Source organism: Mitsuokella multacida DSM 20544, assembly GCF_000155955.1.
Taxonomy (GTDB): domain Bacteria; phylum Bacillota; class Negativicutes; order Selenomonadales; family Selenomonadaceae; genus Mitsuokella; species Mitsuokella multacida.
In genome coordinates this window covers 377,836-394,916 of record NZ_GG697142.2, presented here as the reverse complement: position 1 = coordinate 394,916, position 17,081 = coordinate 377,836, and the positions used below count along the sequence as shown (strand labels likewise).

15 protein-coding genes, 1 tRNA gene and 1 pseudogene are annotated in these 17,081 nt (G+C 61.2%); 6 read left to right on the top strand and 11 right to left on the bottom strand.

Annotated elements, in window-relative coordinates; all coding sequences use genetic code 11:
* Positions 1–59: 59 nt before the first annotated feature.
* The 3 genes from MITSMUL_RS08615 to MITSMUL_RS08605 form a co-directional block, all read right to left on the bottom strand.
* Complete coding sequence (locus tag MITSMUL_RS08615) at positions 60–965, bottom strand: DUF2156 domain-containing protein (protein ID WP_005841831.1); 906 nt, start codon at positions 963–965, stop codon at positions 60–62.
* A gap of 123 nt (positions 966–1,088) precedes the next feature.
* Positions 1,089–1,487 carry a dihydroxyacetone kinase phosphoryl donor subunit DhaM gene (gene dhaM, locus MITSMUL_RS08610; RefSeq protein WP_005841830.1) on the bottom strand — a complete coding sequence of 133 codons (399 nt, stop codon included), beginning with the start codon at positions 1,485–1,487 and terminating at the stop codon, positions 1,089–1,091.
* 96 nt (positions 1,488–1,583) lie between these two features.
* On the bottom strand, positions 1,584–5,360 hold the full coding sequence (locus MITSMUL_RS08605) for a phosphoribosylformylglycinamidine synthase (RefSeq protein WP_005841828.1): 3,777 nt from the start codon (positions 5,358–5,360) through the stop codon (positions 1,584–1,586).
* Between the two features lie 302 nt (positions 5,361–5,662).
* Between MITSMUL_RS08605 and MITSMUL_RS08600 the strand changes: the two genes are divergently transcribed.
* The 4 genes from MITSMUL_RS08600 (at position 5,663) to MITSMUL_RS08585 (ending at position 7,923) form a co-directional block, all read left to right on the top strand.
* Positions 5,663–6,142, top strand: coding sequence for an Lrp/AsnC family transcriptional regulator (locus MITSMUL_RS08600; protein ID WP_036373605.1), 480 nt, complete (start codon positions 5,663–5,665; stop codon positions 6,140–6,142).
* Complete coding sequence (locus MITSMUL_RS08595) at positions 6,139–7,326, top strand: pyridoxal phosphate-dependent aminotransferase (protein ID WP_005841823.1); 1,188 nt, start codon at positions 6,139–6,141, stop codon at positions 7,324–7,326. The genes MITSMUL_RS08600 and MITSMUL_RS08595 overlap by 4 nt, the downstream gene beginning before the upstream one ends.
* 214 nt (positions 7,327–7,540) lie before the next feature.
* Positions 7,541–7,777 (top strand): hypothetical protein, encoded by a 237-nt coding sequence (locus tag MITSMUL_RS08590; protein WP_005841819.1) that lies wholly within the window; start codon positions 7,541–7,543, stop codon positions 7,775–7,777.
* A gap of 71 nt (positions 7,778–7,848) precedes the next feature.
* Positions 7,849–7,923 (top strand) — tRNA-Arg (locus MITSMUL_RS08585).
* 116 nt (positions 7,924–8,039) lie between these two features.
* Here MITSMUL_RS08585 and udk read toward each other — a convergent pair.
* The 5 genes from udk to MITSMUL_RS08560 all read right to left on the bottom strand — a co-directional run bounded on the left by udk (position 8,040) and on the right by MITSMUL_RS08560 (position 12,009).
* On the bottom strand, positions 8,040–8,660 hold the full coding sequence (udk, locus tag MITSMUL_RS08580; RefSeq protein ID WP_005841817.1) for a uridine kinase: 621 nt from the start codon (positions 8,658–8,660) through the stop codon (positions 8,040–8,042).
* 97 nt (positions 8,661–8,757) lie between these two features.
* Positions 8,758–9,600 carry a metal ABC transporter permease gene (locus MITSMUL_RS08575; protein ID WP_005841816.1) on the bottom strand — a complete coding sequence of 281 codons (843 nt, stop codon included), beginning with the start codon at positions 9,598–9,600 and terminating at the stop codon, positions 8,758–8,760.
* Positions 9,600–10,457, bottom strand: coding sequence for a metal ABC transporter ATP-binding protein (locus MITSMUL_RS08570; protein ID WP_005841814.1), 858 nt, complete (start codon positions 10,455–10,457; stop codon positions 9,600–9,602). The genes MITSMUL_RS08575 and MITSMUL_RS08570 overlap by 1 nt, the downstream gene beginning before the upstream one ends.
* A gap of 31 nt (positions 10,458–10,488) precedes the next feature.
* Positions 10,489–11,241: an ABC transporter permease gene (locus MITSMUL_RS08565; protein ID WP_005841812.1), complete on the bottom strand. Its 753-nt coding sequence runs from the start codon at positions 11,239–11,241 to the stop codon at positions 10,489–10,491.
* 3 nt (positions 11,242–11,244) lie between these two features.
* Entirely contained in the window at positions 11,245–12,009 is a 765-nt protein-coding gene (locus tag MITSMUL_RS08560; RefSeq protein ID WP_040636107.1) for an ABC transporter ATP-binding protein, read from the bottom strand.
* A gap of 165 nt (positions 12,010–12,174) precedes the next feature.
* On the opposite strand from MITSMUL_RS08560, the gene MITSMUL_RS12540 reads away from it, so the two are divergent.
* The gene (locus tag MITSMUL_RS12540) at positions 12,175–12,678 is read left to right on the top strand and encodes an HMA2 domain-containing protein (protein ID WP_005841809.1); all 504 of its coding nucleotides are present in this window, start codon (positions 12,175–12,177) and stop codon (positions 12,676–12,678) included.
* A gap of 48 nt (positions 12,679–12,726) precedes the next feature.
* A pseudogene (locus MITSMUL_RS08550) lies at positions 12,727–12,987 on the top strand (inorganic phosphate transporter); the annotation flags it as partial.
* A gap of 92 nt (positions 12,988–13,079) precedes the next feature.
* Here MITSMUL_RS08550 and MITSMUL_RS08545 read toward each other — a convergent pair.
* Genes MITSMUL_RS08545 through MITSMUL_RS08535 form a run of 3 tightly spaced genes read right to left on the bottom strand, consistent with a single transcriptional unit; the run spans position 13,080 to position 17,073 of the window.
* On the bottom strand, positions 13,080–14,195 hold the full coding sequence (locus tag MITSMUL_RS08545; RefSeq protein WP_005841807.1) for an ABC transporter permease: 1,116 nt from the start codon (positions 14,193–14,195) through the stop codon (positions 13,080–13,082).
* Positions 14,192–15,313, bottom strand: a complete 1,122-nt coding sequence (locus MITSMUL_RS08540; protein ID WP_005841805.1) for an ABC transporter permease — start codon at positions 15,311–15,313, stop codon at positions 14,192–14,194. The genes MITSMUL_RS08545 and MITSMUL_RS08540 overlap by 4 nt, the downstream gene beginning before the upstream one ends.
* A complete protein-coding gene (locus MITSMUL_RS08535; protein WP_005841803.1) occupies positions 15,310–17,073 on the bottom strand; it encodes an ATP-binding cassette domain-containing protein in 1,764 nt (587 codons plus the stop codon). The genes MITSMUL_RS08540 and MITSMUL_RS08535 overlap by 4 nt, the downstream gene beginning before the upstream one ends.
* Positions 17,074–17,081: the final 8 nt, after the last annotated feature.

Here is a 17,081-nt window from a genome sequence, read left to right as displayed (position 1 = left end):
ATTCAACTCACGTCTTGCATCTTCATTGTAGCGAATCCAAACGCATGTTGCAAGGTCAATCACTTGCGGCGCGCATTGAATTTCTCGATCATCTTGAACGGCTTGTACGATTCCTTGGCCTTGCGCAGTCCCTCATGGCCCATGTCCTCTTCGCGGTTGATATAGGTCATCGCACTCCAGGCGTGCTCGACGAAGCCCTGGTTGATGGCAGGGTAAGCGCCGCGGATGTTCGGGTCAGCCTTCTCGACGTGGATGACGGCCGTGTCGGCATTGAGCGCCTCGCCGAACGTGAAGGCTATGATGCGGTCGTCGAGGCGGATGGCGCCGCCCTTGAGCTTGAAATAGTCAAAGTCGTTGAAGATCTCCATGATGGCCTTGCGCTCCCAGCCGATGAAGGGGTCGTCCGGCTCATCCTGGATACGCAGCTTGTACCAGTTGTTGAGCTCGATCTTGCAGGCCGTGATGATGTCCTCGGTGATGGGCAGGTACTCCGCCTGCGGGTACATCTTGCGGAAGGCATTGAGATGGTTCTTCTTGGAGTGGAGCTTGCGGCCCGAGAGGCTGATGAGCTTCTCCGCCTCGTAGACGTAGTCCCAGTTATCGCGATCGTCTTCGATCTCGAAATCCGCACCGTCGTACTGCCCGAGGAACTCCGCATAGGCCTTCTCGATGCCCGTGAAGACGAGCGGACGGCCCTGCTGCTCGAAGTAAGCGATGATGGCCGCCGTTGCCTCCGGCCACTTCTCTTCTTCACAGAATGGCTGGATGGCCATGAGCTCCCCTTCCCACTCGCACGTCATGTAGAGCACACCGTCATCTTCTGCCCACTTTACATGGTACGGCTCGCGCCACATGAAGAAGTTCGTGAAATTGAAATGGGAATTCTCGTAGTAGCCGCTGGAAAAATGACGGTCCAGCACCGGCTTGTCTTCTTTCTTTAAATCCTGGAAATTGATGGTTCTCATCCTCCCGATACGCGCCTTACAGGGACCCACACGAGACAGACGCCAGACGCGCCAAGTGTCTGTCACGTATACTCTTACAGCTATACATTATAGCAACCTTGTCAATGGAAGTTTGTGACTGGCTCACGCCTCCCCACTTTTTTCCAACTTTTCCATGTCGCGCGCGGACTCTGCCCTGCGCGCGACTTCGTCAAGGCCTGCCCCACTCGCCGCGGCGAGCGCCGCGAGCACGGCGCCCTCGGCAATCGGGCAGTCCACGAGGCGCACAGCCTCGTCGCGGCACTCCTCGACGGCGAGTTCGGCCGTCATGACGGCCGAGCCCATGTCCATGAGCACGACGGCACCGTCTGTGCCGCAGACATCCTCGATTGCGACCTTGACGCGCTCGAAGCTCGTGCCGAGCAGCCCCTCATCGAGGCCTCCTGCCGCTTCGATGTGCACGTCGTTCGCCATCATCTCCGCCAGTTCCTTGACGCCCTCGGCCAGCTTCTGGCTGTGTGAAACGATTACGATACCAACCAAAGTGATACCCCCCTGATATAAGAATGCGGCCAGTAGCCACTGACCGCATTTGTCAACTATTCTTTTATTTTATCACGCCAGCGGTGCATCGTCTACTTATTTGTAGTAGCGGACACCGGCCTCGAAGAGCTGCTGGTCCTTGTTGCCCGGGACGTTCTTCGCGACCGAGGCGCCGATACGCTCGGAGTGGCCCATCTTGCCGAGGACGCGGCCATCTGGGCTCGTGATGCCCTCGATGGCGTCGACCGAGCCGTTCGGGTTGAAGGCGATGTCGAGCGACGGGTTGCCGGCTGCATCGACATACTGCGTCGCGATCTGGCCGTTCTGCTGGAGCTTCTTGACCGTCTCGGCATCCGCCACGAAGCGGCCCTCGCCGTGCGAGATGGCGATCGTGTGGACGTCGCCGACCTTGACGTTGTTGAACCACGGCGAGAGGTTCGAGATGACGCGCGTCTCGACCATGCACGAGGCATGGCGGCCGATTGTGTTGTGCGTCAGCGTCGGCGAGTTCTCCGAGAGGTCGCGGATCTCACCGTACGGCACGAGTCCGAGCTTAATGAGCGCCTGGAAGCCGTTGCAGATGCCGATCATCAGGCCGTCGCGCTTCTGCAGGAGCTCCATGACCTCCTCCTTGATACGCGGGTTGCGGAACATCGCCGCGATGAACTTGCCGGAGCCGTCCGGCTCATCGCCGCCGGAGAAGCCGCCCGGCAGCATGATGATCTGCGAACGCTTGATGCCAGCAACGAGCGCGTCTACCGTCTCCTCGACAGCCGTCGGCGTCAGGTTGCGCACGACGATCGTCTCTGCCGTCGCACCGGCGCGCTCCCAAGCGCGCGCCGAATCGCACTCGCAGTTCGTGCCTGGGAAGACCGGGATGATGACATGCGGGCGCGCAATGTGTACCGTCGGCTGGATACCGTTGCCCTTCGTGTACGGAACGTACGTCGCCGTGCCGCTGACCTTCTTCGTCTTCGTCGGGAAGATCTTCTCGAGCGGCGTCGTGTAGGCCTGCTCCACCTCAGCAATGCGGATGACAGCGCCGTTCACGCGGATCTCCTGCTCAGCCGTCGTCTGACCGAGCTCATAGACGCCCGTGTCCGCAAGCGCTGCTGCGACATCGACATCGTCCGCGAGCTCGAGCAGGATCGTGCCGTAGTCGGCGCAGAAGAGTTCCTCTGCCGTCATGGCCTTCGCAAAGGCGAAGCCGATGCCATTGCCCAGCGTCATCTTCGTGACGGCAGCTGCGATGCCGCCGACGCCGATGCTCTGCGCCGCGCGGACCTTGCCCGCCGCCGTGAGCTGGCGGATCTTCTCGAAGTTTGCGCGCAGTTTCGGGAAGACCGGCAGGTCCTGCGCGTCCTTCTCGGCCGGCACAGCGTAGACATGGCTGCCCGCCTGCTTGAACTCCGGCGAGATGGCTGCATCGGCCTTCATGACGTCGACCGCGAATGCTGCGAGCGTCGGCGGTACGTGGATGTGCTCGAACGTACCGGACATCGAATCCTTGCCGCCGATGGCCGGGATGCCGAGCTCATGCTGTGCCCAGAGCGCACCGATGAGAGCGACAAACGGATTGCCCCACTTCGCCGGGTCTTTGCCGAGGCTCTCGAAGTACTCCTGGAACGTCAGGCGGATCTTCGCGGCATCGCCGCCGAGTGCGACCATCTTGGCCGCCGCCTCTACGACCGAGTAGAGGGCGCCGTGGAACGGGCTCCACTCCGTGAAGGCCGGGTTGAGGCCGAACGTCATGGCCGTGGCCGTCGTCGTCTCTGCGCCGAGTACCGGCAGCTTGGCGACCATGCCCTCAGCCGGCGTCAGCTGCGTCTTGCCACCGAACGGCATGAGCACCGTGTTGCCGCCAATCGTCGAGTCGAAGCGCTCGGCAAGACCTTTCTGGCTGCAGACATTGAGGTCCTGGAGATTCGTGAGCCATGCCTTCTGGAGGTCCTCACCGCAGGCCTTGACGGCTGCCGAGATTTCTGCAAGGTAGCGTTTCGCCGTATCCGGCTGGGCGATGACAGCCGTGACATGCTGGCGCACGCCGTTCGTGTCGAGGAACGCGCGGTTCATCTGGACGATCTCGTTGCCGCGCCACTTCATGATCAGGCGCGGCTGCTCCGTGACGACGGCTACCGGCGTCGCCTCGAGGTTCTCATCATCCGAGAACTTCTGGAAGGCCTCGACATCCTTCGGGTCGAGCACGACAGCCATGCGCTCCTGCGATTCGGAGATGGCAAGTTCCGTGCCATCGAGGCCCTTGTACTTCTTCTTGACTGCATCGAGGTCGATGACGAGGCCGTCGGCGAGCTCACCGATGGCGACGGCGACACCGCCGGCACCGAAGTCGTTGCAGCGCTTGATCATGCGGGAGACCTTCGGGTTGCGGAACAGGCGCTGGATCTTGCGCTCCGTCGGCGGGTTGCCCTTCTGGACCTCTGCGCCGCAGGTCGTCAGCGACTCTTCCGTGTGCTCCTTCGACGAGCCCGTCGCACCGCCGCAGCCGTCGCGGCCCGTGCGGCCGCCGACGAGCACGATGATGTCACCGGCTGCCGGGCGCTCGCGCACGACGTTCTCCTTCGGTGCAGCCGCGATGACGGCACCGATCTCCATGCGCTTCGCCATGTAGCCCTCATGATAGACCTCGCGGACCTGTCCCGTCGCGAGGCCGATCTGGTTGCCGTACGAGCTGTAGCCAGCGGCAGCGCCGAGCGTGATCTTCTTCTGCGGCAGCTTGCCCGGCAGCGTCTCGCTGAACGGACGGCGCGGGTCAGCGGCGCCCGTCACGCGCATGGCCTGGTAGACATACGAGCGGCCCGAGAGCGGATCGCGGATGGCACCGCCGAGGCAGGTGGCCGCGCCGCCGAACGGCTCGATCTCCGTCGGATGGTTGTGCGTCTCGTTCTTGAACATGACGAGCCAGTCTTCCTGCTTGCCGCCGATGTCCGCCTTGACGACGATGCTGCAGGCGTTGATCTCCTCGGACTTGTCGAGGTCATCGAGCAGGCCCTCCTTGCGCAGTGCCTTGGCGCCGATGACGGCGATGTCCATCAGCGTGACCGCGCGGTCCGTCGCCTCGCCGTAGAGCGTATCGCGGTCTTCCTTGTACTTGCGGTAGGCAGCCGTCAGCGCTGGGGAGAAGTAGCCGTCCTCGATCGTGACGTCGTCGATGGCCGTCGTGAACGTCGTGTGGCGGCAGTGGTCCGACCAGTACGTGTCGATGACGCGCAGCTCCGTGATAGTCGGCGCGCGGTGTTCCGTATCGCGGAAATATTCCTGGCAGAACTTGAGATCCTCGAAGCTCATCGCAAAGCCGCGCGCATCCATGAATGCATGCAGCTCCTCTTCGCTCATCGCATTGAACGAATCCAGCACCTCGACGTCAGCCGGCTCCTCCGTGACCATGTCGAGAGACTCCGGCTTCTCTAGCGAGGCCTCGCGGCTCTCGACCGCATTGATGCAGTAGTCCTTGATTTTCTGCAGCGTCTCATCGTCGACTTTTCCCGTCAGGACGATGACGCGTGCCGTCGCGATCTGCGGGCGCTCCTTCTGCGTGACGAGCTGGACGCACTGCGCTGCGGAGTCTGCCGTCTGGTCGTACTGGCCCGGCAGGTACTCGACAGCAAACATGCGGGAATCCTTAAATGCTGGCAGCGTCTCTTCATAGACTTTGTCAACAGGCGCCTCCGCAAAGACGACGAACTTGACCTTCTCGTACTCCTCATCGCTGAGGCCCTCGATGTCGTAGCGGTTGATGATGCGGACCGCCTCGAGGCCATCGAGATGGAAGGTTTCTTTCAGATCGTCGCAGAGCTGCTGAGCCGGGATATCGAATCCCTGTCTTTTTTCTACGAAAATTCTTCTTACCGTCATGAGTGCTTTTTCCTCCAAACGCAAAACAGATCGGGAACACTTCGTCTAAGAGAGCTTGTCTCTTCTTCAAGATTTATTGTACCCAAAACGGTTGGCAGATGCAAGAAGGCTTCCTAATCTTTTCGCAAAGAGACGCCTGACCACATGCCATTCGCCATTTGTCTCTATCGAGTGGAACGGATTGTCTCAGGATTCATTCTTGCTTTTCCTCACGATACAGATATGATATAATTATTCTGATTTCTACGAATTGATTTCACACGATGTTTCACACAGATTCCGAACAGCAAGGGGGATTTTACATGAAAGAATTGCTGGAGCTCCTCGAGCACGACGCACGCCGGCCGGTCAACGAGCTGGCCTCGATGCTGCACCGCAGCGAGTATGAAGTCGAGCAGGACATCAAGAAGCTTGAGAAGGACAAGATCATCCTGTCGTACAACACGCTGATCAACTGGGAGAAGTTCGGCACGGACACCGTGACGGCCGTCATCGAGATCAACCTGACGCCACAGCGCGAGGTTGGCTTCGACGCCATCGCGGAGCGCATCTACCGCTTCGATGAGGTCCGCACGGTCTACCTCATGAGCGGCAGCTTCGACCTGCTCGTCATCATCGAGGGTAAATCCCTCAAGGATGTCGCGAATTTCGTCGCGACGCGCCTCGCCACGATCGAGGGCGTCACGCAGACGCGCAGCCACTTCATGCTCAAGCCCTACAAGAAGGACGGCGTCATCATCAACGACGAAGAGCGCGACCGCAGACTGGTGGTGACACCATGATCGAGAAGAGAACTGACTGGCAGGAGCGCCTCTCGCCGCGCGTCAACGCCATCGCCCCGTCCGGCATCCGCAAGTTCTTCGACATCGCCGCCAAGATGGAAGACGTCATCTCGTTAGGCGTCGGCGAGCCGGACTTCGTCACGCCGTGGTCCATCCGCGAGAGCTGCGTCTACGGCCTCGAGCAGGGCTACACCTCGTACACGGCTAACCGCGGCCTGCCCGAACTGCGCGAGGAGATTGCCAAGCACTACCAGCAGGAGTACGACTGCTCCTACGATGCTGACACGGACATCCTCGTGACGGTCGGCGTCAGCGAGGCGCTCGACCTCGTCATGCGCGCCATCCTCGCGCCGGGCGACGAAGTCCTCATCCCGGAGCCGTGCTACGTCTCCTATCAGGCCTGCACGATCCTCGCGGGCGGCAAGCCCGTCGCCGTGCCGGCCAAGATTGAGAACGAGTTCCGCATCACGCCAGACGAGCTCGAGGAGCACGTGACGCCTAAGACGAAGGTGCTGCTCATCGGCTACCCGAACAACCCGACGGGCGCCATCATGACGCGCAAGGACCTCCTCGCTATCGCCGCCTTCGCCGAGAAGCACGACCTCATCGTCATCTCCGACGAGATCTACGGCGACCTCACGTACGGCGGCGAGAAGCACGTCTGCTTCTCCTCGCTGCCCGGCATGCAGGAGCGCACGATCCTCCTCAACGGCTTCTCGAAGGCCTACGCGATGACGGGCTGGCGCATCGGCTATGCGCTCGGCAACAAGGCGTTCATCAGCGCTATGACGAAGATTCACCAGTACACGATGCTCTGCGCGCCGATCACGGCCCAGATTGCCGCCATCGAGGCGCTGCGCCACGGTGAGAAGTACATGAAAAAGATGGTCGCCGAGTACGACCGCCGCCGCCACCTGATCTACGACGGCTTCACGAAGATGGGCCTGCCGTGCTTCGAGCCGAAGGGCGCGTTCTACATCTTCCCGGACATCACGAGCACGGGCTACACCTCCGACGAGTTCGCCGAAGAGCTCCTCAAAACCGAGCACGTCGCCCTGATCCCGGGCTCCGCCTTCGGCGCCTGCGGCGAAGGCCACGTGCGCTGCTCATACGCAACGTCCATCGATAAGATCTCCGAAGCGCTCGCGCGCATCGAGAACTTCCTCAAGAACCACAAGCGGTGATAATGCCACAAGACCGCCCGTCCGTATCGCGCGTACTGACCGGGCGGTTTTTTCTTACTTGCTTTTTCTTCATCGCACTGCTCAAAAATCGCCATTTTGTCCTTGCCATCGAGGGACTCCGTGCTATAATGAAAACGTTTTCAAAAGACAGATTCGACGTTTCATGCAAGTAGCCGGCCGACGGACCGGCATACCAACAGAAAGGAGAACTAGAATGGACTGGGCAAAAGGCTACCTGCTCATCACACTCGCCGCATTCCTCTGCGAGTACATCCGCCTGCGCGTGGATTACCACATCCTTGAGATCGCTATCATGGTCGCAGCCGCACCGCTCGCAATCTTCGCCATCTGCGTGCTCTTCTACTTCGCGCTCGCCGCGCTGACGGATCACGTCTGCGACTTCATCGAGAACGGCCGCAGCAGAGGCCGCGGCATGCGCACGGACCCCTGACGCCGCGCATCTCAAATTGACAAGCGAGTGCGTTTCATGATATACTATTTTTTGTTCCCAGTGAACGAATCGCGCTCGTAGTCCAGTGGATAGGACGTTGGCCTCCGGAGCCGAAAGCGGCAGTTCGACTCTGCCCGAGCGCACCATCTGAAAGATTGACCGCTGCTCTTGCAGCGGTTTTTTGTTGGCAAGATTCGATTTGCCCATGATGCAGAAAAGCAGCCTTCCCTTTCGGGCAGGCTGCTTTTCTCATATCCAGATGTCAGGACTCTGCGTTTGCGAGGATGTCCTGTATCTTCGTCTTCATGATGTCGAAGGCCACGTCGTTGAGGCCGCTGTTGATGACGATGTCGGCGAGGTTCTTCGTCGGCTCGACGTAGAGGTAATGCATCGGCTTGACCGTCGTCAGGTACTGGCTGATGATGTTCTCGAGGTCGCGGCCGCGCTCGTTCATGTCGCGCAGCACGCGGCGCAGGATGCGCTCATCGGCGTCGGCCTCGACGAAGATCTTGATGTCGAAGAGGTCGCGCAGGCGCTCGTCCTGGAAGATCAGGATGCCCTCGACGATGATGACATGGCTCGGCTCGATGACCTTCGTTTTCGAGGAGCGCGTGTGGCGCGTGAAATCGTAGACAGGGCACTCGATGCTCTTGCCCGCGCGCAGTGCCTTGAGGTGCTCGACGAGCAGGTCCGTCTCGAGCGAGTCCGGATGGTCGTAGTTGATGTACTGGCGCTTCTCAAACGGGATGTCGTCGTGTGCCTTGTAGTAGTCATCGTGGTAGATGACCGTGACGCTGTCCCCGAAATGCGCCTTGAGCCGGTTCGTGAATGTGGACTTGCCCGAGCCCGTGCCGCCCGCAATGCCGATAATCGTCGTCTTCAATTCTGGAATCCCCTTCCTGTGTCATATGAACATTACCTATTATCCTACCACATATCCCGCGTCCTGTCTGCCCCCAGTGAACGGATAATATCCAGCTTCAGCGGCTGAAGTACGGCTTCAGCAGAAGCGTCAGGAAGAACAGCACCGAAGAGATCACGACGATCGTCGCGCCGGCGGCCATGTCGAAGTAATAGGCGAGCATCAGGCCGAGGAAGCCCGAGAACATCGCGATGAGCATCGAGAAGAGATGATACTGCTTGACGTTGTTGGCGATGTTGCGCGCGCCGGCCGCCGGCAGCACGAGCATCGCGTTGATGATCAGGATGCCGACCCACTGGATGCTGATGGAGACGACGACGGCGAGCAGCGAGGCAAAGGCGCTCTCGATCCAGAACGCGGGGATGCCGCGGCTGCGCGCGAACGACGAATTGATGGAGAGCACGAGCAGCTGGTTGAAGAGCAGGCCCCAGGCGATGAGGCCGAGCACGAAGACGACGGCCAGCGCCGAGAGGTCATCCGGTGTGATCGACAAGATGTCGCCGATGAGGAACGAGGAGAACTTGTTGAAGCCGCCGCCGTGGCTCATGATCATGAGGCCGAGCGCGATGGCCGTCGCCGAAAAGACGCCGATGATCGTGTCCGTCGAAGCCGTGCTCTTGTTCTTGATGTAGGTGATGAAGAGAGCAAAGACGACGGAGAAGACGACGAGAGACAAGAGCGGCGAGACAGAACCCAAGAGCACGCCGATGGCGATGCCCGTGAAGGCGCCGTGGCCGAGTGAATCCGAGAAGAACGCCATGCGGTTCGAGACGACCATCGTGCTGATGAGGCCGAAGAGCGGCGTGACGAGCAGCACGGCCAGGAAGGCGTTCTTCATGAAGTTGCTGCTGAGCCAGTCAAATGGCAGGAGTGTCGTCATCAAGCTGTAGATCATATCCATCACGCATGCGCCCCCTTCTCTTCATCATCTGCACGTTCTGCCCCATCCGAGGCACCCGCTGGCGGGCGAGTCGCCGCTTCCTGCGCCGACTCGCCCGCCAGCATGCCGAAGATCTTCTTCGTGCGCCGGTCGGCGAAGACTTCCTCCGGCGTACCGCTCATGACGACGCCCTTGTTCATCAGGACGACCTGGTCGGCGTGCTTCGCGACCATGTTGAGGTCATGCGAGATCAGGATGATGGCCATGTCCTCCTTCTCGCGCAGGTCCGCGACGATCTCGTAGAAGAGCTCGAGGCCGTTCTGGTCGACGCCGGAGACTGGCTCATCGAGCAGCAGGAGGTCCGGCATCGGGTCGAGCGCGAGCGCTAAGAGCACGCGCTGGAGTTCGCCGCCCGACAGCGCGCCGAGCCGGCGGTCGATGAGGTGCGCGGCGCGCACGCGCTCGAGGCTCTTCAGGACGCGCGGCCGCAGGGACTTCGCCGAGCAGAGCCAGACGGGGCGCCGCGTCAGGCAGGCCATGAAGATATCCATGACGCTCGTCGGCGAGCTCACGTCGAAGCGCAGATACTGCGGCACATAGCCGATGACGGGATGACCCGTGTGCTTGCCCTTCGCATCGACGTAGTGGAGCTTGCCTGTATGCGGCACCTCGCCGAGGATGGCTTTGAGAAGCGTGCTCTTGCCAGCGCCGTTCGGCCCGATGAGCGCCGTGAGCTGGCCGCAATGGATGTGGATGTTGACGTGGTCGAAGATGGTCAGCCGGCCGATCTTGACCGAGAAGTCCTCGATCTTCGTGCAGCAGAGCTTTTGGCAGTCGGAGCACGATGAGGCATGATGATGAAGTATGGTCTTGAACAAGGTACTGTTCCTTTCTATTGTTAGTGGTAGTCTATTCCGTCAGCCTGCGGAAGGCGCGGCTCCCCCAGAGCCACCCCGCCACGGCGTAGAGGACGAGCACGAGCAGCGAGAGATACGAGACATCCGCGCCGCTGCCGATGCCGCGCAAGAGATAGCTCGTGTGCGTGAGCGGCAGCAGCTCGATGAAATAACGCACGGCCGCCGGCAGCGCCTGCGTCGAGAAGAAGGTGCCGCAGAGGAAGGACATCGGCAGGAGGATGTAGGTATTGACCTGCGCCATCTCCTCGTAGGTGCGGATCTTCATCGCCGCGAGAAAGCCGATCTCGGCAAAGACGACGCAGTTGAGCACGAGCACGAGCAGGAAGAGCGGCGTCATCTGGAAGTGCGCGCCGAAGAGCACGGCCAGCACGACGATGATGGCCGACGAAATCAGCGCGCGCACGACGGCGGCCGCCACCTTGCCGATCAGGAAGGCGTCGGGCCAGATCGGCGCGATCGTGTACTCCTCGAGGCTCTTGTGGTAGATGCGCTCCGCATGCACCGGCGTGATGCTGTTGAAGCTGATGTTCATGGAGTTGAGCGCGAGGATGCCCGGCACGAGGAAGTCGAGATACGTGCCGGAGCTGATCTCGATGCTGCGCCCGAGCCCCCAGCCAAACGCGACGAGGTAGAGCATCGGCGCGACCATGCGCGAGAGGATGAACTTCGCGAGGCGGCGCTTGAGCACGACCCAGTCGCGCCAGAACACCGTCGCGATATCCATGAGATTTTCCCTGATGTTCATCTTCTACCGTCCCTCCTTCGCCTGTGTCTCCGCCGTCAGCGCGAGGAATACCTCCTCGAGATTCGGCAGGTCCATCTTCTGGCGCAGGCGCTGCGGCGTGTCGAGGTCCACGAGGTGCCCCTTCGCGAGGATGGCGACGCGGTCGCAGAGCGCCTCGGCCTCCTCGATGTAATGTGTCGTCAAGAAGACCGTCACGCCATTCCTCGCCATATCCTGCACGAGCGACCAGATGCGGCGGCGCACCTGAGGATCGAGTGCGACCGTCGGCTCGTCGAGGAACAGGATGCGCGGACGATGCAAGAGGGCGCGCACGATGAGCAGGCGCCGCTTCATGCCGCCCGAGAGCCTGCGGACGCCATCGTTGACGACATCCGTGAGCTCGACGTAGCGCAGGAGTTCCTCGATGCGCGCGCGCCGCTCTGCCCTCGCCATGTGATGCAGGCGCGCGTGAAGCTCCAGGTTCTCCCCGACCGTGAGGTCCTGGTCGAAGTTGATGTGCTGCGGCACGACGCCGATCAGGGACTTGATGCGCCGTGCATCATGGCGCGTGTCGAGGCCGTCGTAGCAGATGGTCCCCGCCGTCGGCTTCGTCTGCATCGTCATCATGCGGATGGTCGTCGTCTTGCCCGCGCCATTGGGGCCGAGCAGACCGAAGATCTCACCGCGCCCGACGCTCAGCGTCAGGTCGTCGACGGCCGTCTTGAATCCCTGGCGTCCGTCTTTCGTCCGATGCGGGAACTGCTTGCAGAGATGCTGCACTTCTATCATATCGCTAAAAATCCTTCCTATCATTAATCGACGTATTAATCGACTGCATGCTTCCTTATTCTCTCATAAAATTTCGCAGATGGAAAGTATTTCTGAGAGGATTTCTCTATTTGGCGGCGAATCATTCTCATATATCGGAACACATGACCTAAGGAGGTTATCTTCATGAAGCAATCATTCAAGCAATCCTTTCAGAAACTGCCGCTCGGCCTGCCCCTGACGGCCAGCGGCATCGCGACCATCGCCACGATCTTCGCCGGCAAGAAAATCCACACCGCCTGCGGCGCCGTCTGGGGCGTGCTCTCCATCCTGCACGGCCTCCAGCATGCGGGAAAACTCAAGCACGATGCCGAAGCTGCCATCGGCCGCACGGCGCGCAAGGCAGCAGGCACTGCAGAGTCCATCTCGCTGCACGCCTTCCTCGCCGGCACGGATATTGCCAGCTACCTGCCAGGCCGCGTGCGCGTCTACAACCTCGCCCTTGCCGGCAACGAAAAGCTCGCCGAACAGGTGACCTCGTTCATCCGCTCGTTCGACGGCGTCGAGGATGCCGTGGTATCCCTGCCCACGGGCAGCCTGCTCATCACCTACGAGCCAGAAACTCTGCGCAAGAACCCGCACCTCGCCAATGTCGAAGCGTTCATCCGCGAGCACGCCAAGATACACTGAGCATCCGTGCAAATGAGTATCAGCACAAACTAACATGAATGAATTATTATCTTCAAGATGCACCCGATTCACGGATTCTCAGCGGACCTCAACTCTTCGCTGGTCATCTTCTCCGCCACGCTGCTGCACCTGCCAGTCTCGACGACGCATGTCGTCTCCGGCTCCATCATGGGTGTCGGCTCGGCTGAGCGCGTCAAGGCAGTCCACTGGGATGTCGCACGCCAGATGGTCACGGCCTGGGTCATGACCATCCCCTGCACAGCCCTGATGGGTGCCCTCGCGTACCTCGTCGTGCACAATCTCTTCTAACCTCAGCCCCCATTCTCAATTTCCCATTCTTATATCTCTCAAGAAAAAGAACTGCCCAAGCATTGGACAGCTCTTTTTCGCGTCTTTTTATCTCAAGTCGTCTTATGGCGGAAGAGCCAGCCGGCTAGCGGCATCGTCACGGCCGCCACGGCGAGCATCGGCACGAAGTCCCAGGCGATCTCTCCGAGAGAAGCGCCCTCGAGGTAGATGCGGCGCACGGCATCGATGACGAAACGCATCGGGTCAGCATACGTCACGGCCTGCAGGAAGGCCGGCATGTTGTCCACCGGCGTCACGAGGCCCGACAGCAGGACCATCGGGACCATGAGCACGAGCAGGTAGACGAGCACCTGCTGCATATTGCGGGCGACCGACGAGATGGAGAGACCGAGCCCCGTCGTGCTGACCATGAAGATCAGGAGCGTCAGGAACAGCGTGAAGAGATTGCCTGCAAATGGGACCTCGAACCAGTAGCGCGCGATCAGGAAGACCATCGCCGCCTGAAAGAGGCCGACGAGCACGGGCGGCGTCGCCTTGCCGATGAGGATCTCCGTCGGTGAGAACGGCGTGACGAGCAGCTGGTCAAACGTCCCCTGCTCACGTTCCTTGGCAATCGAGAGCCCCGCGAGGAACATGACCTGCACGAAGGCGATCATCGCGAGGAACGATGGCAGGAAGGTCCAGCGCGATAGCTGATTCGGGTTGAACCAGGTGCGCGTCTCGATCGTCACGGGCGGCTGCGCGAAGCCCTCTTTCGCACTCCAGTCGGCCGCGATGTGCGTGATGTAGTTCGTGGCCATGGAGGCGATCATCGGGTTGCGCCCATCGGTGATGACCTGGACGGGCGTCTGCCCGCCGTGCAGCAGCTGCTTCTCGAAGTCCTGCGGGATGACGACAGCTGCGAGGATGTCCCCTGCATCGATCAGCGGGCCGATCTCTGTGGCATTGCCGCAGATGGCGACACACGAGAACGTCGGCGATTGCGCGATGTGCGCGAGGAAGTCGCGCGAAGAAGACGTGCCCGACGTGTCGACGACGGCATAAGGAACCTCTTCAATGTTGTAGTTGGCCGCATAGCCGAACAGGAAGCCCTCGATGATGACCGGCATGATGAGCTGGATGCGCATGCGCGGGTCCTTGAACAGGGTCAGGAGTTCCTTCTGGCAGAGAAAGTAGAGATGGTGGAGAAAACGGCTGAGGGTAGTCATGGTTCCACCTTCTTTCGCGTGATGCGGAAGGCCCAGCCAAGGAAGAACAGGGCGAAGGCGAGGAGCACGGCCGTGTCGCGCACGATGAGCGGCCAGTAGTTGCCGGACAGGAACAGCGACTTCATGAGCTCGAGGTAGTACGTCGTCGGGATCAGGCTGCTGACGACGCGGATGGCCATAGGCTCGGCATGCAGGTCGAACAGGAAGCCCGTGAGGACGACAGACGGCAGGAAGCTGATCATCAGTGACACGTGGCAGGCGAGGAACTGGTTCTTCGTCAGCCCCGAGATGACGAGACCGATGCCGAGCGCCACGACGAGGTAGAGCATCGACTCGCCGAGGATCAGCACGAGCGAGCCGAGCATCGGCAGGTCGTAGAGCCCCCGACCGACGACGAGGCAGAGGACCATGCCGAGCATCGCGATGACGAAGTACGGGATTGTCTTAGCGAGAATGAGCTCGAGAATCTTCATCGGCGTGACAAACAGCGACTCAAAGGTGCCGCGCTCCCATTCGCGCGCCATGACGACCGACGTCAGGAATACGCCGCTGATCGTCAGCACGAGCATGAGGATGCCCGGCACGTAGAACCACGTGCTCGTATTCGCATCGTTGAACCAGATACGCGACTCGATGGCAATGCCGCCCGGGGACAGGCCGCGCTTTGCTCCTTCTCCTGTGGCCCAGGTCAGGACACCGGCCTCGAAGTAGCCCTGCGCGCTCATGGCCGTCGTCGCCTCGGTGCCGTTGAGGATGACCTGCATTTTGGCCCGCCCTTCCGCGAAGCGCGCCGAGAAGTCCGGCGGCACGACGAGCATCGCGTCGACCTCATGGCGGCGCAACATCGCCTCGCCCTCTGAAAGCGATGTGACGTAGACCGGCGCGAAATACTCCGAGCCTTGCGTGAAGCGCACGGCCTCGCGCGCAAAAGGCGAGCTATCCTCGAGGACGACGGCCGTCGGCACTTCCTTGACATCGAGGCTCATGCCGTAGCCGATGATCAGGATGAGCACGAGCGGCAGCACGACGCCGAGTGCCAGGCTGCTGTTGTCGCGCAGGAGCTCGCGCGTCTCCTTGCGCGTCAGGGCGATGAGCCTGCGCCAGAATCCCTTTGTCATACTGCCGCCCCCTTTTTCTCGTTCGCTTCTTCTTCGCGCCGCGACTGCTCGACAATCGCGACGAAGATGTCATCCATGGTCGCATCCTGCAAGCCCATGCGCTGGCGGATCTCCTCCGGACTGCCGAGCACGAGCATCCTGCCGTGGTCCTGGATCATGAAGCGGTCGCAGTACTCCGCCTCTTCCATGAAGTGCGTCGTGATGATGATGGTCATGCCGCGCTCCGAGAGCGCCGTGATCTCGCGCCAGAACGTCCGGCGCGCCAGCGGGTCGATGCCGCTCGTCGGCTCGTCGAGGAACAGGATCTTCGGTTCGTGAATGAGCGCCGCAGCCATGGAGAGGCGCTGCTTGTAGCCGCCCGGCAGGCTGCCCGCCGCATGGTCAGCCACTTCTCTCAGGTGGAATTCCTCCATGACCGCCTCGATGCGCTGGAAGAGATGTGCGCCCGTCAGGCCGTATGCCCCGCCGAAGAAGCGCAGGTTCTCGTAGACCGACAGGCTGCTGTAGAGCGAGAACTTCTGCGCAACGTAGCCGACATTAGCCCGCGCCTCGATGCGCGCCGTGCGCAGATTGACACCGGCCACCGAGAGCTTGCCGCTCGTCGCGGGCAAGAGGCCGCAGAGCATGCGGAACGTCGTCGTCTTGCCCGCGCCGTTCGGGCCGAGCAACCCGAAGACCTCGCCGCGGTGCACGGCAAATGACGTGTGCGAGACGGCTGTGAAGTCGCCGAACTTCCGCACGAGGTCCTGCACCTCGATCTCCACGGGCGCCTCCTCAGGCGAAGCGGCCGCAAATGCGCCGAATTTCGCCGGTTCCGGGAGGGTGCTTCCCTTCGCGGCATCCTCTTTGAGCAACGTCATGAAGCCGTCCTCGAGCCGCGGCGCAATCGGTTTTGCCAGAAGATTCAGCGTTGCGAGCGTCGAAAGCTCCTGCGGATTGCCGCGCAGGATGAAGCGCACGACACCGCCAGACGGCACGGCATCGAGGATGCCAGGCTCTGCGAGCAGACGGCTCTGCAAGGAGCGCAGTGGCATGCCCTCTGGCGGGCGGACCGCATAGCATGTCCCCTTCGCGACACTTCGGAGCTCTTCCGGTGTACCGGCCTTTAGGAAACGGCCGCGGTTGAGCACGTAGACCGTCTCGCAGAGCGCTGCTTCCTCCATGTAGGCCGTGCTGACGAACACCGAGAGGTGCTCCTCGCGCACGAGCTGCTGCAGAATCTGCCAGAGCTCGCGTCGCGACAGCGGGTCGACGCCGACAGTCGGCTCGTCGAGCAGCAAGAGCTTCGGCGAGCGCACGAGCGTGCAGGCGAGGCCGAGCTTCTGCTTCATGCCGCCGGAGAGCTTGCCCGCAAGACGCCCCGTGAAGGGCGCGAGCTCCGTCATCGCTAAGAGATGCGCGAAGCGCTTCGCGCGCAATTCCTGCGGCACGCCGTGCAGGTCGGCATAGAGGTCCAGGTTCTCCTGCACCGTCAGGTCCTCATAGAGGCCGAATTTCTGCGGCATGTAGCTCAGGAGGTCCTGCACCGCCTGCGGATGCTCTGTCACATCCAACCCGACGACGGAAAGCTCTCCTGCGGTCTTCGTCATCAGGCCGCAAATCAGCCGCATCAGCGTCGTCTTGCCGGCGCCATCCGGCCCGACGAGCGCCGTAAGCCTGCCTTCTGGCACTGAGATGTCCACGCCCCGCAGGGCCTCGACCGTCTCGCCATCCTTTTGCAGGAAGTGCTTCGTCAGTCCCTTTGCCTCGATGACCATCATATGACTAC